The sequence below is a fragment of the Acinetobacter sp. YH12136 genome, from assembly GCF_013418545.1.
Lineage (GTDB): Bacteria > Pseudomonadota > Gammaproteobacteria > Pseudomonadales > Moraxellaceae > Acinetobacter > Acinetobacter towneri.
Genome location: NZ_VPBV01000010.1, coordinates 39,410 through 57,473, shown reverse-complemented (window position 1 = coordinate 57,473; position 18,064 = coordinate 39,410). Strand labels below are relative to the sequence as shown.

General features: G+C 39.6%; 22 protein-coding genes. 6 read left to right on the top strand and 16 right to left on the bottom strand.

Features of this window, described 5'->3' with window-relative positions:
- Positions 1 to 30: 30 nt before the first annotated feature.
- The gene (locus tag FTU71_RS06490) at positions 31 to 1,089 is read right to left on the bottom strand and encodes a 3-deoxy-7-phosphoheptulonate synthase (RefSeq protein ID WP_104851962.1); all 1,059 of its coding nucleotides are present in this window, start codon (positions 1,087 to 1,089) and stop codon (positions 31 to 33) included.
- A gap of 517 nt (positions 1,090 to 1,606) precedes the next feature.
- The gene (locus FTU71_RS06485) at positions 1,607 to 2,722 is read right to left on the bottom strand and encodes an S-(hydroxymethyl)glutathione dehydrogenase/class III alcohol dehydrogenase (RefSeq protein WP_180111728.1); all 1,116 of its coding nucleotides are present in this window, start codon (positions 2,720 to 2,722) and stop codon (positions 1,607 to 1,609) included.
- Between the two features lie 237 nt (positions 2,723 to 2,959).
- On the opposite strand from FTU71_RS06485, the gene FTU71_RS06480 reads away from it, so the two are divergent.
- Positions 2,960 to 4,483 carry a phospholipase D family protein gene (locus FTU71_RS06480; RefSeq protein ID WP_179994196.1) on the top strand — a complete coding sequence of 508 codons (1,524 nt, stop codon included), beginning with the start codon at positions 2,960 to 2,962 and terminating at the stop codon, positions 4,481 to 4,483.
- 77 nt (positions 4,484 to 4,560) lie between these two features.
- Here FTU71_RS06480 and FTU71_RS06475 read toward each other — a convergent pair whose 3' ends face one another.
- The 8 genes from FTU71_RS06475 to FTU71_RS06440 form a co-directional block, all read right to left on the bottom strand.
- Complete coding sequence (locus tag FTU71_RS06475) at positions 4,561 to 5,151, bottom strand: uracil-DNA glycosylase family protein (protein WP_104851964.1); 591 nt, start codon at positions 5,149 to 5,151, stop codon at positions 4,561 to 4,563.
- A 32-nt stretch (positions 5,152 to 5,183) separates the two neighbouring features.
- Positions 5,184 to 5,636 carry an XRE family transcriptional regulator gene (locus FTU71_RS06470; RefSeq protein ID WP_154320746.1) on the bottom strand — a complete coding sequence of 151 codons (453 nt, stop codon included), beginning with the start codon at positions 5,634 to 5,636 and terminating at the stop codon, positions 5,184 to 5,186.
- Complete coding sequence (locus FTU71_RS06465; protein ID WP_180111726.1) at positions 5,633 to 5,776, bottom strand: hypothetical protein; 144 nt, start codon at positions 5,774 to 5,776, stop codon at positions 5,633 to 5,635. The genes FTU71_RS06470 and FTU71_RS06465 overlap by 4 nt, the downstream gene beginning before the upstream one ends.
- A gap of 80 nt (positions 5,777 to 5,856) precedes the next feature.
- Positions 5,857 to 6,567 carry an SGNH/GDSL hydrolase family protein gene (locus FTU71_RS06460; RefSeq protein WP_004973578.1) on the bottom strand — a complete coding sequence of 237 codons (711 nt, stop codon included), beginning with the start codon at positions 6,565 to 6,567 and terminating at the stop codon, positions 5,857 to 5,859.
- A gap of 162 nt (positions 6,568 to 6,729) precedes the next feature.
- Positions 6,730 to 7,473, bottom strand: coding sequence for an SDR family oxidoreductase (locus FTU71_RS06455; protein WP_004973576.1), 744 nt, complete (start codon positions 7,471 to 7,473; stop codon positions 6,730 to 6,732).
- Between the two features lie 10 nt (positions 7,474 to 7,483).
- Complete coding sequence (locus FTU71_RS06450) at positions 7,484 to 8,182, bottom strand: histidine phosphatase family protein (RefSeq protein ID WP_180111724.1); 699 nt, start codon at positions 8,180 to 8,182, stop codon at positions 7,484 to 7,486.
- Positions 8,179 to 9,300, bottom strand: a complete 1,122-nt coding sequence (locus FTU71_RS06445; RefSeq protein WP_180111722.1) for a phosphotransferase family protein — start codon at positions 9,298 to 9,300, stop codon at positions 8,179 to 8,181. Before FTU71_RS06445 ends, FTU71_RS06450 begins: the two co-directional genes overlap by 4 nt.
- A gap of 131 nt (positions 9,301 to 9,431) precedes the next feature.
- Positions 9,432 to 10,673, bottom strand: coding sequence for an acyl-CoA dehydrogenase family protein (locus tag FTU71_RS06440; RefSeq protein ID WP_180111720.1), 1,242 nt, complete (start codon positions 10,671 to 10,673; stop codon positions 9,432 to 9,434).
- Between the two features lie 93 nt (positions 10,674 to 10,766).
- On the opposite strand from FTU71_RS06440, the gene FTU71_RS06435 reads away from it, so the two are divergent.
- Positions 10,767 to 11,684: a LysR family transcriptional regulator gene (locus tag FTU71_RS06435; RefSeq protein WP_180111718.1), complete on the top strand. Its 918-nt coding sequence runs from the start codon at positions 10,767 to 10,769 to the stop codon at positions 11,682 to 11,684.
- Positions 11,685 to 11,788: 104 nt separating this feature from the next.
- On the opposite strand, the gene FTU71_RS06430 is transcribed toward FTU71_RS06435, so the two are convergent.
- The 5 genes from FTU71_RS06430 to FTU71_RS06410 form a co-directional block, all read right to left on the bottom strand.
- Positions 11,789 to 12,280 (bottom strand): hypothetical protein, encoded by a 492-nt coding sequence (locus FTU71_RS06430; RefSeq protein WP_004973565.1) that lies wholly within the window; start codon positions 12,278 to 12,280, stop codon positions 11,789 to 11,791.
- A gap of 375 nt (positions 12,281 to 12,655) precedes the next feature.
- A complete protein-coding gene (locus FTU71_RS06425; RefSeq protein ID WP_004973564.1) occupies positions 12,656 to 13,039 on the bottom strand; it encodes a type II toxin-antitoxin system HicB family antitoxin in 384 nt (127 codons plus the stop codon).
- A 2-nt stretch (positions 13,040 to 13,041) separates the two neighbouring features.
- Positions 13,042 to 13,230 carry a type II toxin-antitoxin system HicA family toxin gene (locus FTU71_RS06420; protein WP_004973562.1) on the bottom strand — a complete coding sequence of 63 codons (189 nt, stop codon included), beginning with the start codon at positions 13,228 to 13,230 and terminating at the stop codon, positions 13,042 to 13,044.
- 132 nt (positions 13,231 to 13,362) lie between these two features.
- Positions 13,363 to 14,757 carry a class II fumarate hydratase gene (fumC, locus tag FTU71_RS06415; RefSeq protein WP_167846017.1) on the bottom strand — a complete coding sequence of 465 codons (1,395 nt, stop codon included), beginning with the start codon at positions 14,755 to 14,757 and terminating at the stop codon, positions 13,363 to 13,365.
- A gap of 173 nt (positions 14,758 to 14,930) precedes the next feature.
- Entirely contained in the window at positions 14,931 to 15,935 is a 1,005-nt protein-coding gene (locus tag FTU71_RS06410) for an SDR family NAD(P)-dependent oxidoreductase (protein ID WP_180037746.1), read from the bottom strand.
- 61 nt (positions 15,936 to 15,996) lie between these two features.
- Between FTU71_RS06410 and tusD the strand changes: the two genes are divergently transcribed.
- The 4 genes from tusD (at position 15,997) to FTU71_RS06390 (ending at position 17,479) form a co-directional block, all read left to right on the top strand.
- Complete coding sequence (gene tusD / locus FTU71_RS06405; protein WP_154320742.1) at positions 15,997 to 16,365, top strand: sulfurtransferase complex subunit TusD; 369 nt, start codon at positions 15,997 to 15,999, stop codon at positions 16,363 to 16,365.
- 43 nt (positions 16,366 to 16,408) lie between these two features.
- Positions 16,409 to 16,759, top strand: a complete 351-nt coding sequence (locus FTU71_RS06400) for a hypothetical protein (RefSeq protein WP_004973555.1) — start codon at positions 16,409 to 16,411, stop codon at positions 16,757 to 16,759.
- A gap of 65 nt (positions 16,760 to 16,824) precedes the next feature.
- Positions 16,825 to 17,109 (top strand): DsrH/TusB family sulfur metabolism protein, encoded by a 285-nt coding sequence (locus FTU71_RS06395; protein WP_179994191.1) that lies wholly within the window; start codon positions 16,825 to 16,827, stop codon positions 17,107 to 17,109.
- Positions 17,110 to 17,167: 58 nt separating this feature from the next.
- Positions 17,168 to 17,479 (top strand): TusE/DsrC/DsvC family sulfur relay protein, encoded by a 312-nt coding sequence (locus FTU71_RS06390; protein ID WP_026438386.1) that lies wholly within the window; start codon positions 17,168 to 17,170, stop codon positions 17,477 to 17,479.
- Positions 17,480 to 17,510: 31 nt separating this feature from the next.
- Here FTU71_RS06390 and FTU71_RS06385 read toward each other — a convergent pair whose 3' ends face one another.
- Positions 17,511 to 17,999: a helix-turn-helix domain-containing protein gene (locus tag FTU71_RS06385; RefSeq protein WP_004973550.1), complete on the bottom strand. Its 489-nt coding sequence runs from the start codon at positions 17,997 to 17,999 to the stop codon at positions 17,511 to 17,513.
- Positions 18,000 to 18,064 lie beyond the last annotated feature (65 nt).

Below are 18,064 nucleotides of genomic sequence, written 5' to 3'. Positions count from 1 at the left end.
AGGTTTTTTGGGTTTCTGGAGTTTTATTTTTTATGCAGTTTTAGCCAAAACCTGACGATTTAAGCTTTCAGCGACCTCAATAAGCAGTTGTTCAGTCTTATCCCAACCCAAGCAGCCATCGGTAACAGATTGACCATAAGTCATCTCGCAAGAAATCTTTTGATTTCCATCCACCAAATGACTTTCTAACATGATGCCACGGACTTGCGTCTGTTCACGTTCTGCCACAATGGTACGCAAGACTTGCGGTTGTTGTTGTGGGTCTTTATGGCTGTTACCGTGACTACAGTCAATAATCAATGCAGGCAACTGCCCTTTGGCTTTGTGCTGAATTTTCTCAATTTCTGCCAATTGATAATTTGGCCCTGAATTTGCACCACGTAAAATTAAATGCGCGTGCGGATTACCTTGTGATGACAAAATAGCAGGTAAACCCGACTGGCTCATTCCCATGAATTGATGTGGATGACTTGCCGATTGAATTGCATCTAATGCAATTTGAATTGAGCCATCAGTTCCGTTTTTGAAACCAATGCTATACGGCATGGCGCTAGAAATTTCACGGTGAATTTGTGATTCACTGGTACGTGCGCCAATTGCACCCCAAGCCAGTACATCATCAAAATATCCCGTTGCCATTGGGCTTAAAATTTCAGAAGCAATTGGTAAACCCATTTCTATAATTTGTAGATACAGTTCACGTGATTTTTCTAAGCCTAATTGCATGTTTGCAGAGCCATCTAAGTCTGGGTCATACAAAAAGCCTTTCCAGCCTACCGTAGTACGTGGCTTTTCGATATAGGCGCGCATCACCAAGAAAATTTGATCTGAAACTTGGCTTTGTAATTGTTTTAATTTTTCTGCGTATTCGAGTGCTGCTTGCGGATCATGAATTGAACAAGGTCCTGTAATGACCAATAAGCGAGGGTCTGTGCCCGCTAAAATGTTCTGAATAATTTGTCGATGTTGTGCGATTTGTTGTTTTAGCGCAGATGAAAGTGGGAGTTGCGCTTTGAGTTGATGCGGTAAACTTAAACTAATTTCAGTATTGTTGGTCTGTTGTTGTAAAGCAGTATTTAAAGCATTCATTGGTCTGTTCCTTTGGACTGTTTCTCTTTTTTACAGTCCGATCATTTATTTCAGCGTTATGGGTCTAATGGATTGCAAGGTTTGAGTCATAGATTGACTAAAGTAAAACCAATAAAAGTTGCTAAAGTATGAATAATTAACGTTGTACATGATTAAATCTCCGAAAAACCTATAAAATTCAAAACACCAGACATAAAAAAACCTGATCAGGGTTGCCGATCAGGTATCAACTGGTGGGCAACCTTTTGCCCGAACGCGACTCAGGCAATCATTGAAACTGCCAAAAGTAATAGTAAGCGTTTGCGATTAAAGGTTGCTTTAACATCTTGTTTTCATCAAAAAATGAACTGTTAAAATTAAAATACGCTGTATTGTTCCGTTTGGCAATCCTTTTTGTAAAATAATTTTTATTGGATGTATTTATTAAAATTAAGCTGCTGTTTTAGCGAATCCAGGGGTTAAAAAAACCAAGCCGAAGCTTGGTTTTTGTTGGGTCTTTATTTAAGCGCGTTACTCATCATTGATCAAAATGAATCACACTACGAATAGATTTACCCTCATGCATTAAATCAAAGGCTTCATTAATTTGGTCTAGCCCCATGGTGTGCGTTACAAATGGTTCGAGTTGAATATCACCCTTCATGGCTTCTTCAACCATGCCTGGCAATTGCGAACGACCTTTTACACCACCAAACGCAGTTCCTTTCCAAGTACGACCTGTCACCAATTGGAATGGACGAGTTGAAATTTCCTGACCTGCACCTGCAACACCAATAATAATGGATTGTCCCCAACCACGATGCGCACATTCCAAAGCGGAACGCATCACATTGGTATTTCCAATACATTCAAAAGAATGATCTACGCCCCAACCTGTTTTTTCCACAATGACTTCCTGAATTGGGCGGTCATAATCTTTTGGATTTAAGAATTCGGTTGCACCAAATTGTTCTGCCAATTTGAATTTCTCTGGGTTGGTATCAATGGCGATAATACGGCTGGCTTTGGCTTTATGCGCACCTTGCACAACTGCTAAACCAATACCACCTAAGCCAAATACCGCAACGGTATCGCCTTCTTGGACTTTTGCAGTATTTTTAACTGCACCTAAACCAGTTGTAACACCGCAACCTAATAAGCAAACTTGCTCATGATTGGCTTCAGGATTAATTTTTGCTAAAGATACTTCAGCAACTACCGTATATTCACTAAAGGTTGAACAGCCCATGTAGTGATAAATCGGTTGTCCATTATAAGAAAAACGTGTCGTGCCATCAGGCATTAAACCTTTACCTTGTGTCGCACGTACGGAAACGCATAGGTTGGTTTTACCAGATTTACAGAATAAACATTCGCCACATTCTGCTGTGTAAAGCGGAATCACATGATCGCCTGGTTGAACACTGGTCACACCCTCACCAACTTCAACCACAATACCTGCACCTTCATGGCCAAGAACTGCAGGGAAAACACCTTCAGGATCTTCACCCGATAAGGTAAATGCATCGGTATGGTATACCCCTGTGTGGGTAATTTTGACCAAGACTTCTCCAGCCTGCGGCGGTGCAACATCAATTTCAACAATTTCAAGCGGCTGACCTGGGCCGAATGCGACGGCTGCACGTGATTTCATGAGCAAATTATCCCTAAAAAATACATTAACAGATGATAAGGGGCTGCTGACAATTCGTCTATGTTTGCGATATGAGAGAGATATCTCGCAAGCTATTTATAAAATATCAACAGACTCTCACAATACCCTCTTTCTATTCAGAGTTTCAAGCATTAACATGAGGATAATCTCCATGTATAAATACAGAATGACTTAAGAATAATCATGAAGATCCAAAGACCTTGTTACTGGCTTGGAATGTTGGCTTTTTTCGCTATTTTACTGACAGGATGCAGTTTACCGATGAATCAAGCGAGCAAAGATAGCCCTGTTGAGCATTATGTAGATCATTGGCTGAATGGTCAGGAAATTGATGCACATTTATCCCAAAATTTAACAGCGTATCTTTCTCTAAATGATGCCTTTAGTAGCATCGCCTCGCGTTTATATTTGATTCAAAAAGCACAGCACCATTTAGATTTACAATATTACATTTGGGAAGATGATTTAATTGGTCAGTTGATGTTGGCTGAACTGCTCAAAGCAGCAGATCGTGGTGTAAAAGTTCGTTTATTAATTGATGATCAAAATGGTACGCAACTTGATCCAACCTTAAAACGGCTTGCTCAGCATCCTAATTTTGAAATAAAAATTTTCAATCCGTACAAATATCGGCATTTTCATGTGATGGATTATTTGTTTCGTTTTAAACAAATCAATCGCCGTATGCACAATAAACTAATTATTGCCGATGGGGCGATTGCCGTGACAGGTGGGCGTAATATTAGCCGTGAATATTTTGATGCCAGTGAAAATTTTCAATTTACTGATATGGATATTCTATTCTATGGCAGTGCTGTCCCCCAAGCCAATGCCGTGTTTTTAGAGTTTTGGAATGACGAACTAAGCTATTCAGTAAAGCAATTATTAGGCACAGGCAACGCGTTGCAATTGAGAGAATTGCGTAATCGCTATGAATTAAATGCCAAATATAAAGATAAAATTCGTGAACGTGTGGCTAACGCGCAAGAAGAAGTCAGCATCAAATTAGAACAACATCCTGTACAGTGGGTATGTGCGCATTTTGTGGCAGATTCTCCGAATAAAATTCGGGGTACAGCTCAAGGCGAGCAACTGATTTACAAACAAATGTTAAAGTTAATGGGTGTGCCCAAACAACATTTAGAACTGGTTTCTGCCTATTTTGTCCCAACAGAAGATGGTCTTAAAACACTCACTCAACTGGCTGAAAAAGGAATACAGATACGTGTATTGACCAATTCATTTTTAGCCAATGATGTGCCTTTGGTACATGCATTTTATCAGCAGTATCGCGTAGATTTACTTAAATCAGGTATTCGTTTATATGAATTTAAGCCTTATATTGAACGAAAAAAGCGTACTTGGTATGAAGTTGCAACGGGTAACGTAATTCCTGCCAAAGGCAAAAACGCCTCGAGTTTACATGCCAAATTCTTTGATATAGATGGCATGGTCTTTGTAGGTTCTTTTAACCTTGATCCTCGTTCTGCAAAATTAAATACCGAAGTTGGCTTGGTGTTAGAGTCTGAACAATTGCAAAACGATGTTTCTCAATCTTTAGACCGCTATTTGCCACAAATTGCGTATGAACTGCAATTAGACGAAAACGGTCAAATTATTTGGTTAGATCATCAGGCAGATGGCAGTATTCAAACGTATCATCATGATCCTGAAACCACACAGTTTCAGCGTTTTATGATGAAAACAGTTTCATTATTCCCTATTGAATGGATGATGTAATGACAATAGGTAGACATTAATTATGGAAGCGTATTTTTCTTTCTCTGCCATCACTGTCTACAATTATTTAAAGTTACTTATAGTAAGCCTATTTCTTTAAATAAGTTAAAATACGCTTCTGCCTTTTTCTCTAAAGCTAAAGGATAGGCTCGTGAAGATGAAGGCATCCGATATAAATGCAGCTCACGCTTGGCAAAATAGCAATGTGTCGCCTGCCCAATTTGAGGTTTTTCGGCAGATTCAGGCATAGATAACATGAGTGTATCAGTCGCTTTATCGCCTGTGGTCATAATGCTTTGACATAAAGGTATCTTGCTTAAAAGTGCTGCAATATCCATTGGTTTTTCAATCTGTAAAAATTTGTCTGATGCATTGCCTTTTAAGCGAATCACCTGCTGCGCCGTATCTGAAATAGCAATGCCAGTGGTGTTTAAAAAATCAATAATTTTATGAAGATGAAAATTTTTAGCTTCTAAATCTAAAAAGTAGTTTTTATCTTGAAAAAAGCATAAGCCCAAAATTCGCCACATATCATTTTGATAATTCGGATAATAAAAATCCATTTTCCAACGGCTTTTAGGTGGTGGAAAACTCCCAAGCATTAACAGCTTGGCATTGGCTGGTAAAAAGGGTTCGAGTGGATGGGTTTCTATTTTAGAATCAGACATTTATAGATTGAACCTTTGGTCTTTAAATTAAGCTAAGACATTGCAGTACGAGCAACTTCATAATGATTTTTATGTAACTTCCCTTGATTGAATAACCATGTCGCAACTTCTGGCCAAAAATACATTGCAGATCTAGATGCAAGTCCATACATCGGACGTGGAAAGTTTCCGTCACCACGTTTATTTTGCGCATATAAAGATAATGCTTGACGAGTCATTCCAGCACGTTCAGCCATTACTGCCAAAGTTGAATAACCTTGCTCTTCTACTATCAGATCATGAAATCCTAATGAGCGAATATTGTCTAATGCTGAGTGAATCGCTTGTTCTGCATTTTCAGCTTCACGGTCAAACTCAAGATAAATTGTATCGTTATAACTGCAAACTAATGCATCATCACAACCCGCTTCAAAGAACTTATCTTCTAGCACAGACAGATCAGAACGTGCGTCACGTACCACAACAGTAAAGTGATAGTTATTCATAGTTCATCTCTATGACATTCCTTTACTTTACGCAAGATTTGTTTTGCATGTGCTGATTTACCTGAATCGACAACATCCCAGCCGTTTTCAATCGCATATTCAATTGCTTCGCGAATATGTTTATTGGGATGTTTCTTCATATTTTCATTCTGCTTGATGATTTAATTATAATTTAGTGTTGACGATTGTTAACACTATACCATTATTTAAGTTAATTTACCTAAAACCACTCCAAAATCCTATCCGAGACTTCTTTCCCCCAAATCTGGTAAATTTCTTTACTTGGATGAAAACCATCTTTTGCCATTTCTAAATTCATGGATTGATATTTTCGAATATCATATTCAATCCACTGCATATCTTCTTGTTGTGCAATCATTTTTTCTAATTGTAAGTTCATTTGTTTTGCGTATTGTCCAAATAGCCAAGATAATGGATTGGGCAATGCGGGAAATAAATGCATTGGTGGAACCCCCGTAGCAATGATTAATTCAGGTTGGAATTTCGCTTGAATAAGTTGATAAAAATGTTGCTGTTGTTTAATCCAAGTCTGAGCCGACATTAAGCGTGTTACATCGTTGACACCAACAGAAGTAACCACAACATCATATTTTTGATTTACCAGTTTTTTCGTTTTTTGAATGACTTGTGAGGTAGTATCTCCAGACTGCGCCTCTAAACGCCAATGTACTTGGTACTGATGCTGCAAAGCAGAAATCACCGCACCTAAAAGCGCATCATTTTGATGTGCTACCCCAACGCCTGCAGCGGCAGAATCGCCTAAAATCAATAATGACAGCGTTTGCCCTTGCCCTGTAATACCTTCTCGTGCGCCTTCGGCTTCAGGCAATCGGATCGTGTTCTTTTTAACACGACTTCCCTGAATCACCAAAGCGGGAATTAAGGCAAGGGTTGCTGTTCTAAGCCACATCACATTTCACTCTTAAATACGAAAACCGAAAATACAAATTTTAAACCCAAACAAAAGTAGAGACTCAAATATAAAAATAGCATCGTGTCATTTAAAGTGATTGCATTCATCATCAGCTTTAAATTTCAGGATGCTATTCAAATACTATGATATCGCTGCTATTTAGCCGAGTTTATTGACCAATTTTAATGGTAAAACTTTCATAGCTAAGCCCAATGGCAACCATGGCCATTTAGGTACATAGGCTTTAATTGGCGCTTTTTCAATTTCTGCAGCAAGTAAGCGTGAACCTGTTTTTTCATCAACTTCAAAAGGCAGTTTTTTTGCACCTTCGTTGATTTCGGTACGAATATAACCAGGGAAAATAGTCGTAACTTGAATAGGTGTATCAATTAATTCTGCACGAATTCCTTCTGCTAAATGTGCTACTGCAGCTTTACTTGCACCGTAAGCAGTAAGATGTTTTGGCATACCACGAATGGCACTCATAGATGAAATCATCACCAAATGCCCTGAGTTTTGCTCACGGAAAATTTCAACCGCGGCTTCACACTGCGCCAAAGCTGAAATAAAGTTGGTTTCTACTGTGGCTTTGTTGATGGCAAAATTACCTTTACCAATGCGACGTCCTTCGCCCACGCCTGCATTGACAATAATGCGGTCAATTTGTCCAAAATCTTGTTTAAATTCACGAAACACCTGAAACACCTGATCATAATTGGTGACATCCAGCGTTTTTGCAATAACACGAATACCAAACTGGCTTTCCAGTTCTTGTTTCAGCGTTTCCAAACGCTCTAAACGTCGGGCGCAAATTGCAAGGTTATAACCCATTTGAGCAAATTCACGTGCCATACCCGCACCAATACCTGAACTTGCACCTGTAATTAGAATTGTTTTTGTCATGGTTTGATCCTTAAATCCAAGTCAATAAATTTGAGTTTTCAGCTTTAATATAATGATGTTCATTCAAGCTTAACAGTTGTGGTTCACTGCCGACCAAACGTAAAGTGGTGATACTTGAGTTAGTAATTGCCCAGTTCAATGCAAAGGTTTTATTGGGCGTTAAGCCTAAAATTTTACCTGCAGCCACAGAAATCACACCACCAGAAGTAAATACCACAGCATATCGTGGTTGTTTTTGGGCTAAGTCATCACATAAATGCTGCAATGCATCTTCGACACGCTGTTTAAAATGCGGCCAAGATTCTTCATATTCATGGTGATATTCACCGCCCGTCCAGCGTTCTATCGCACCTTCAAAAATTTTTGCCAAATATGCACGAGGATTGACCTCTTTGGCGACATCTTCTTTCATCAATTCAGGTTGATTAAAACGCGGTTCATACTGCGCGAAAACCTGTTGATGATTAAACTCGTTCCATGCACTGTCGGTATGAATTTCGACCTCAGGAAAACATTCTGCCAAAGCCAGTTGTGCAGTTTGCTGATGGCGCTGCATTGAACCAGCCACCACATAGGGTGCTTCTTTTAAAATGCGATCAAAATAACGTCCGAGCAATTTGGCTTGTAACTCACCATTAGGCGAAAGTTGATCATAACTTTCTGCCCCAAAAGATGCTTGCCCATGACGAATTAAATAAATGGTGGTCATTTCGGCATCAATTCCTTAAATTTGGCGATATATTTTTGTGCTAGTTCATTTGCTTCCAGTTTTTGTAAACCAATTAACTTTAAGGCACGAATATGCAAAGCATGAATGACAATCCAGAAATCCTTAAATGCAGGATTATTGGTTTGCTTGTGGAAATAACGATAATAAATTTGCTGGGCGATCACCGCTAAACGGAAAATTCCAAATACTTCATAGAAAGTCCAGTTGTCGGTGCTTAATCCAGTTTTTTGCAAATAGTAATCCACCACTTGCTGACGCGTGAACATGCCTTTTAAATGCGTTGGTTGACGACGAGTGGCTTTAAAAATTTGGTTATCGGTATCTTCCACCCAATACGCCAAAGCCGAGCCTAAATCCATAAGTGGATCACCCAATGTCGCCATTTCCCAGTCCAGCACGCCAATAACTTGCGTCGGATTTTTCGGGTCTAAAATGACATTATCAAAACGCCAGTCATTATGAATAATGCAAGTTTTTGAATCAGCAGGAATATGGTCTAACAACCATTTACGCACATACTTAAAAGATGGCACGTTAATGGTGTGTGCTTTAACATAGCGAGCATCCCAACCTTCTACTTGACGTCGGCAATAGCCATCGCCCTTGCCTAATTTTTCTAGCTCAGTTCCTGCATAAGGCACTTGATGCAGCTCAATCAGTTTATCAATGACATTCACACAAAGTTCATGTACTTGCGTTTCGTTAAACTCAAGTTCAGGCGGCAATTTAGCACGTGGAATAATACCTTCAATGCGTTGCATCACATAAAAATCACAGCCAATTACAGATTCATCCTGACACAAAGCCACCATTTCGGGTAATACAGGATAAAATGGTGCTAAATTCTTTTGCACATGATACTCACGTGCCATGTCATGGGCGGATTTGGCCTTAGTACCTTTAGGCGGACGACGTAAAATTAAATCAGTATTGCTATACTTGAGACGATAGGTCCAGTTTGATGCACCACCTGAATATTGTGTGACTTCTACAGGTTCAACGACTTCTACATTTTGTTGTTTTAACCATGCCGTGACCGCCTGAATATCGAGCTCTTCGCCTTCGCGTACTGTGCCGCCTACATCAATAACTGACATTATTTTTCCCTAATTTTCTATCTTTTTAAATCTAGCATAAATTTTCTGCGTTCTCTTGAGATGTATAGGCAATATCAACAATATTGCCAAATACCATATCAGGGACACAGAAAAAAGTGTGCGCTAATGCCCTATTTTTTACGACCGCTACGGTAGCCACGTTTTGCCAACTCGAGTTTAGCAATCATGCCTTTATGTACTTCATCAGGCCCATCGGCAAGACGTAAACTACGCGCTTGGGCAAAGAAACCTGTGAGCGGTGTATCTCTAGATACGCCTGCACCGCCATGAATTTGCATAGCCATATCTACCACTTTTTCCAAGACACTTGGTGCAACAACTTTAATTGCTGAAATTTCAGTCAATGCCGCCATATTACCTAAAGTATCCATTTTATAGGCTGCATAGAGAGTTAATAAACGTGCTTGGTCAATCGCCACACGTGCTTCTGCCACACGTTCCAAATTACCACCAAGTTTTAAAATTTCCTTACCAAATGCAGTGCGGCTCATGCCACGGTCGATCATCAATTCTAAAGATTTTTCGGCTGCACCAATACAACGCATACAGTGGTGAATACGGCCTGGCCCTAAACGACCTTGCGCAATTTCAAAACCTTGTCCTGCACCGCCAATAAAGTTTGCAACAGGCACACGCACATTATCAAAACTAACTTCACCATGACCATGAGGTGCGTCATAATCGCCAAATACAGGTAACATGCGCTCAATTTTAACGCCCACAGTATCTACAGGTACTAAAACCATAGAGTGTTGGTGATGTCGGTCTTTGCTTTCATCAGGGGTATGCGCCATAAAGATAATAATTTTGGCATTTGGATCGCCTAAACCTGAAGACCACCATTTACGGCCATTTAAGACAATTTCATCTCCATCTACCACTGCTGTCGCCTGCATATTGGTGGCATCACTTGAAGCCACTGCAGGTTCAGTCATGCAAAATACTGAACGAATTTTTCCTTCAAGCAGCGGTGTCAGCCATTCTTGTTTCTGTGCTTCAGAACCATAGCGCCATAAAACTTCCATATTGCCGCTGTCTGGTGCATTACAGTTGAAAACCGTTGGTGCAATTAAACTGCGACCACTGAGTTCTGCAATGTGTGCATATTCTTGTACCGACAAGCCCTGTCCCAATTCTGGACAAGGTAAAAACATATTCCACAAGCCAGCAGCTTTGGCTTTGGCTTTCAGTTGTTCTAATTGTGATGGCCATTGCCATTTGGTCCAATCACCACCCTGATTCAGCTCATGGACTTCTGCCCAAAATTCAGCTTCAATTGGCTCAATTTCTTGGGCAATAAAGGCTTTGGTACGTTCTATATAGTCTTTGGCGCGTGCAGATAGCTCAAACATGGTTCAAATCCCTTAAAATATTGTATTCATTGCTTTACAACACCTTAACTTGAAAACTAATATGAACAAAATGATTTAATTCAATAAAACACTATGAATCATATTCATAATAATGCAAAAGTTGATCTTGCCGTTTTTCATCGCTTAGACATCAATTTATACCCGATGTTTGTTGCAATTTATGAACAGCGCAGTATTTCCAAAGCAGCACAAATTTTGTGTATCAGCCAATCTGCTGCTAGTCATGCCTTGCAACGTTTAAGACAGCATTTACAGGATGATTTACTGGTACGTAATGGCAATAAAATGTTGCCTACTCCTTTTGCCGAGCAAATTTATCCCACCATAAAAAATGCCTTGTTGGCCATTCAAAGTATTGCAATACAGAAACAGCAATTTGAGCCGAATATGTTGCAATCGCTCAAAATTGCTATCCATGATGAAATTGAACCGATTATTTTTCCTAAATTGGTGGCGCATTTTCAAAACCTGTACCTAGATATTCAGTTCTTTAGCCACAAATTAGAGCGTAAAACGGTTTTGGCCGATTTAGCCGCCCAGCAAATTGATTTTGTCATTGATTTAGAACAAAACTTTGGCGACAAAATCCAGTTTCAATCTTTGGTACAAGATCAATTTGTAGTGTGTAGCCAATTAAATGAAATGACGACGGAACTGTATTTATCATCTGCGCACATTGGGGTTTCATCACGGCGTACAGGTATGTTGCTAGAAGATATTTATTTGCATCAAAAGCAATTATCACGGCAGGTTTTTTTACGTTGTCAGCACTATTCTACGGCGTTACAGATTTTACAGCAGCATCCTCAAGCCATACTAACTATTCCTAAAATGATTTTAAAGCATTTGAATATGAGCCAAAAATTGAATATTTTTGATGTGCCTGTAGACTTGCCTGTAATTAATATGGGGATGTATTGGCATAAAGATTTACAGGAAAATTCAAGGCATTATTTCTTAAGAGAGGAAATTTCTAAAATCTTTGCTTAGGCTATTTTGAATTAATCTTGAATTTGCAAGTGGTTGCTAATCGTCTTGTATGATTCTATAAAAAATAAAAGCCGCCGAGACAGCTTTTTAATATGGGTTTGTTCTTAAAACTTCGCTTCCAATACTTTTGTAGATACTTTGCCTTTCCATAAATCACGCAAAATTGGCAAATAGAACTTTTCACCTACTTCTACCAATTCAGCATCAATTAAGGCATGTGTTTCATGCATAAATAAGTAATCTAGCTCCACAGTTTGTAATTGTTGTTGTGCTTTGGCGAAATCTTTACGTTTTTGTTGGGCTTGTTTCACTAACTGATCTGCAAATGTCTTGCCCTTGAACTGACTGAGCGCATTTAAACGTAATTCAATCACGCCCCACCCACTGAGCAGCAATTTAAATAACTCTAAATCTGCAGTGGTTGATTCCCACGTCATTTCTTCCAGATTTTCATTTTCAGGCAATACAGGTAGTAAAAGCTCCATTACACTTGGAAAAATCTTTTTAAAATTCAAGATAAATTTAACAGGCTGCTCACCCGGGTAATCTTTAAATTGCACGTGTTGCTGAACATCTGTTAAATAAATTGAGAGCATTGAAAATTTCCGTAGTTAAGATATTGAGTTGCTTATAAAAAAATTAAATTTTGCAAAATAAATGCAAAACTTTAGCAAAACAGTATTTTGAAGTATTGCGTATTCTAGCAATTATGGCAGCTTAATCAATGTAAGTTGAATAAGGAACGGACATAAAAGAAAGCATCTAAAAGTGGTTAATGCGACTAAATGACGGGTTTTGAACTATTACATTTAGATAGCACCTTGTAGCAGCCTATTCTGCCGTTATGCAAATTATGTCTTTACACCAACACATAAATTTAAAATCGTATTAGGATGAATTACCCCTCTACATTCAAATTAGGTGCAATAGAAAACCCAGCATTTAGGCTGGGTTTAGTATATTTTACTTGATTAATGCAACGCCATTTCCGCGCTTTTAGCTAAGAATGCCGAACGGCTTAAATGTTGTTTTTTTGCAACAGCATCAATACGTTTCACTAAAGCTTCTGGCATGCTGATATTAATACGAATAGACTTTGTATTTACTTTTGTTGTATCAATATCAACTAACAACCAAAACCCCCCCTCAAATCGCTCATCACCTAACCATTGCTCTGGGCTTGATGGTTCTGGTAACGGAATATCTTCACCATCAAAGTGAACTTCAACCGCTTCCTGTGCCATGCGCTGAATATCTTGCATCTCATCTGCTGCGCTAAAGCATCCATCAAAGTCAGGAAAGGTTAAACCGTATGCGCTATCTTCATCTTTGTGAACATATACTGGATATAACATTTTTACCTCCACTCCCAACCAGCCTGTTTATATATATTGCGTAGAGTTCCTATTGGCATATCTTTACGTGGATGTGGTACCACAACATGTCCAGGCTTTTCAGGATGCTTATACTTTTCATGGTCGCCTTTACCACCCACTTTGTACCAGCCTTCCTGCTCAAGACGCTTAATAATGTCTTTGCTGTTCATTGTGTAATTATACACAACATAATTTTAATAAGGAAGGATGCCCAAAATTTTCCCTGATTTTCATAAACAAAGTCTGTGTCTACCTCGCATCATGTGCAGACAAACACAGACCTTGAATTTGTTTAAAACTGATTACTTGGTATTCGGTGCAATCATTTGTTCAGGACGTACCACTTCATCAAACTGCTCTGCTGTGACCAAATTCAGCTCTACTGCAACTTGCTTTAAGGTTTTATTTTCCTTATAAGCTGTTTTAGCCACCTTCGCTGCATTCTCATAACCAATTACAGGATTCAAAGCGGTCACTAACATGAGTGAATCATGCAAAAAGTGATCTATTTTTTCACGGTTTGCTTGAATGCCAACGGCACAATGCTCATTAAAGCTATTGCAGGCATCACCCAAGAGTTGAATAGATTGCAATAAGTTATATGCGATCACTGGCATAAATACATTCAGCTCAAAATTGCCCGATGCACCTGCCACGTTAATCGTGGTGTCATTGCCCAATACCTGTGCAACTACCATGGTCATCGCTTCGCTTTGTGTTGGATTAACCTTACCCGGCATAATACTTGAACCAGGTTCATTTTCTGGAATACGCAACTCACCAAAACCACAACGCGGGCCACTGGCTAACCAGCGAATATCATTGGCAATTTTATTTAAACTCACCGCCAAAGTTTTTAATGCACCCGAAGCAAATACTGCAGCATCACGCCCTGCCAAAGCCTCAAACTTATTTGGTGCAGTCACAAAAGCTAAGCCTGTAAGCTGTGCCAATTGCTCCGCTGCCTGTACCGCATAATCAGGATGTGCATTTAAGCCTGTACCGACTGCTGTACCACCAAGCGGCAACTCATACAAGCCTGTTAAAGCCTGTTCCAAACGCTTTAAACTATGATCTAATTGAGATACATAGCCACTAAATTCCTGCCCTAAAGTTAATGGTGTCGCATCTTGTAAATGTGTACGTCCAATTTTGACAATTTCAGAAAATTCTTCACTTTTCGCATGCAACGTATCGCGCAAACTCTTTACTGCAGGAATGAGCAGTTCATTAATTTGCAAACTCGCTGCCACATGAATTGCAGTTGGAAAAGAATCATTGGTCGATTGGGCGCGGTTGACATGATCATTCGGATGTACAGGCTTTTGTGCACCTAAAGGATTCCCCAGTTTTTGATTGGCGATATTGGCAATCACTTCATTACAGTTCATGTTACTTTGCGTACCCGAACCTGTTTGCCACACCACCAAAGGAAATTGACTGTCCCACTGCCCTGCAATGACTTCATCTGCTGCACCGACAATGTACTGCGCCAACTCTTGAGGGATTTGCCCTAAGTTTGCATTGGTTATTGCCGCAGCTTTTTTAACCAAACCCATAGCGCGAATCATGGCGCGTGGTAAACGCTCATTGCCGATTTTAAAATTTTGTAAGCTGCGCTGAGTTTGTGCGCCCCAAAGCGCGTCATTCGGAACTTCAACCTCACCCATGGTGTCATGTTCAATACGTGTTTGCATGTTCAGCCTCATTCCTTCGTGATTTCAATGATGTCATGTGCTCTTATCTCGATCTTATAAAAAACAGACAGCCTAGTAAATGATAATTATTATCAATAATTCCGTTGCATTGTATCTGTTTCAGCTATGAGGCTTCGTGAATCGCATCTCAACGAATTTTATAGCGCTTACTTTTAATGCTTAAGCGTATTTTGATAAAAACGCCATTCATCCTCTAGCATTTTTTCCAGACTACGTTTTGGCTGCCAGTGTAAATATTGTTGTGCCTTATCTACGACTGCACCTAACTGATCTAACTCAGGATATTCATAATGAATTGCAGGAACTGTAGCAATTTCAGTGTCAGTGACTTCACTAATACGTGCAAGTAATTGTTGAATTGAAACCACTTCTCCCGCAATATTAAAAGCTTCACAGCTATGCGTTTGCTCAAATAACCAATGCAGGCTTGCAATCACAGCATCACAGGCATCGAGTACGTGCACAAAGCTACGTTCTACAGTTTGATCTGCAGTATTAGCTTGCTGACGTAATTCAATCGCTTCACGCTGCTGTACTGCGACTTGCATCGCCAAAGGAATAATATTTTTAGGTAACGGAGCAACGACTTCACCTAAAATGCCGTGTTCAAATGCACCTGCTATATTACTCAAGCGCAAAATAGCAATATTCCATTCATTATCGGTTCTAAAAGTATCGCGGATGATTTCTTCAACCATCTGCTGAGATTTCACATACGGATTGGCATAGGTGTAATTAAAACTCTGGCTTTCTTCCAGATTCAATCCTGACTTGCCATAGACCGCTATACTTGAAAGATGCACTAAACGACGCACACCTGTACGTTGCATGGAACGTAATAAACTCATAATACAACTGACGTTATCGTTATAATATTCCAGTGGTTTAAGCACCGATTCTTCTAAAGATTTAAACCCTGCACAATGCACCACCGCAATAATCGAATATTGTTCAAAAACTTTGTTCAGCGCAGGCGTATTTCTTACATCCAGTTTGGAAAAAGGCACATAACGCCCTGCAATATATTCAAGTCGCTCTAAAGTCTGCATACTTGCATTGGATAAATTATCTACAATAATGACCTCTTGCCCTTGAGCCATTAGGCTTAGTGCAATGTGTGAGCCTATAAAGCCTAAACCACCAGTCACTAAAATCATTTATACTACCTTTTTTTATAAAGTCTGAATGCGCCTTGGCACATTGCATTAGTGAATTTTGATGAGCACCTTATTACTAATAACCTCCGCACCAACCTCTATTCATGCATGGCATGCACTCGGTCTTGCTCAAGCCTTACAACAGAAAAATGAGGCTTTTCGTGTGTTTTTTTATCAAGATGGCGTTGCTGTAGCGAATGAGTTGCAATGGGTACCCGATGATCAACGCAACCTCAAAACAGAATGGCAAAAATTGTCTATTCGTTTACCCGTATGTGTAAGTGCCGCACTGGCACGTGGTATTAGCGATGCAGACAATGCCAAACGCCATCAACTGAGCCAACACAATTTAGCCGCAGGCTTTGAATTGGTTGGCTTGGGCGAACTGGCCGATGCAGTGCAAAGCACAGAACGCCTGATTCAATTTTAAGCGATTCATTTTGTAAATCTGTTGCATTTAAAAGGTAAATTGTGTGAAAACTGTACTCGTGGTTTTACGTCAGGCCAATTTAAACAGCTTACAAGTGCATGAAAGCTTGTCTGCAACAATGGTACTGGCAACTTTTGGTTGTGAAGTCAAAGTGTTATTACAAGATGCGGCATTAAGCCTATTACAGTCGGAACTGGCATTTGATTCACTAAAACATGCTTTTAAAGTGGCATCCAATTTGGTCGATAGCTTTGAGTTTTATGACCTCAGCCCAATTTTGATTGAAAATAAACATGCTAACTCGCCGTTTATCAAAAATACGGTACATGAAATTGAATGGGTGGAACTGAATCGGGAGCTGATTCAAACCTTTGATCGGGTTTTATATTGGTAGGTTGATCGGTGGTTTAACAATCTGATTGATCATTTGACCATATCTAAACATCTAAAGAGAAAAGCATGTCTGACGCAAATTTATATTTAATCCAAGCGAGCTTTGATAGCACCGCAACAATTTTAGCAGAGCTAAATGCCTTGTATGCTCCGCAAGACAGCGTTGTACTTATGGGTGATGCGGTATTGCATCAGCAACATCCACTCTGTGCCCAGCTAGACAAAATATATGTACTGGAAAATGATGCAGAAATATTGAATGGTCATTTGGCGGAAAATGTACAGCCGATTAATTATGCAGCTTTTGCAACGCTGTGTTTAACACATCAGCGCTGTATCAGCTTTAAATAACAAGCCGTAATGATATGAAACCAATGCAAAGCATTTTTAAGGGTGAATGAAACAAGAGATGACACTAGAATTAGATCAAGATGGACATTTGCTGGATTACACTGTCTGGAATGAACAAGTGGCGCAAGAATTGGCGCAAAGTTTAGAGCTTGAACTCACAGCTTGGCATTTTGAAGTTTTGCACGCTGTACGCCAATTTTATCAGCAATTTGGACACTCACCTGCAACCCGTCCTTTAATCAAATTTTTAATGAAAACTGTAAGCCCAGAGATTAACAACGCTGTTTTGCAGGAAAAATTTAATACAGGTTTGGTGGCACGGCATTTAAGTCGTTTAGCGGGTATTCCTAAACCAGCCAACTGCTTATAGACAAACTGTTGCTGATTAATACAGCACTGATTTAGGCTTGTTTTAAATTCTGCTGTGCTTGGATGTACTGATAATACACTGGGGTAAAATGTGGTTTTACTTGCTTGGCATGCAGTTCTTCACCACATTCCGAACATACCACGACAGGTTGAAACGTCTTAGCACAATTTTTATGGATGTATTCCACAGGCTTACCTAAACCTTGATCCATCCATTTATCTGCCCAATTTGCCATAGACAGCATTAAGGGATAAAGCTCCAAGCCCTTCTCTGTCAATTTATATTCAAAACGTTCTTGGCGCTCTACATAAGGCACTTTGACTAAAATTTCATGTTCCACCAAACGCTTTAAACGATCTGACAATACATGCCGCGTTACGCCCAAATGTTGTTGAAAATCATCAAAGCGACGCATGCCCATAAAGGCATTACGAATAATCAGCATCGTCCAACGGTCACCAATCACCGACAAGGTTCGTGCAATCGAACAAGGCTGCTCGCCAATTTCATCCCATTTCATCTATGTCGCCTATCCCTCAGTTCACTACCTGCAAGTTAAAAGATTCTACAGTCTTTGCAAAGTTA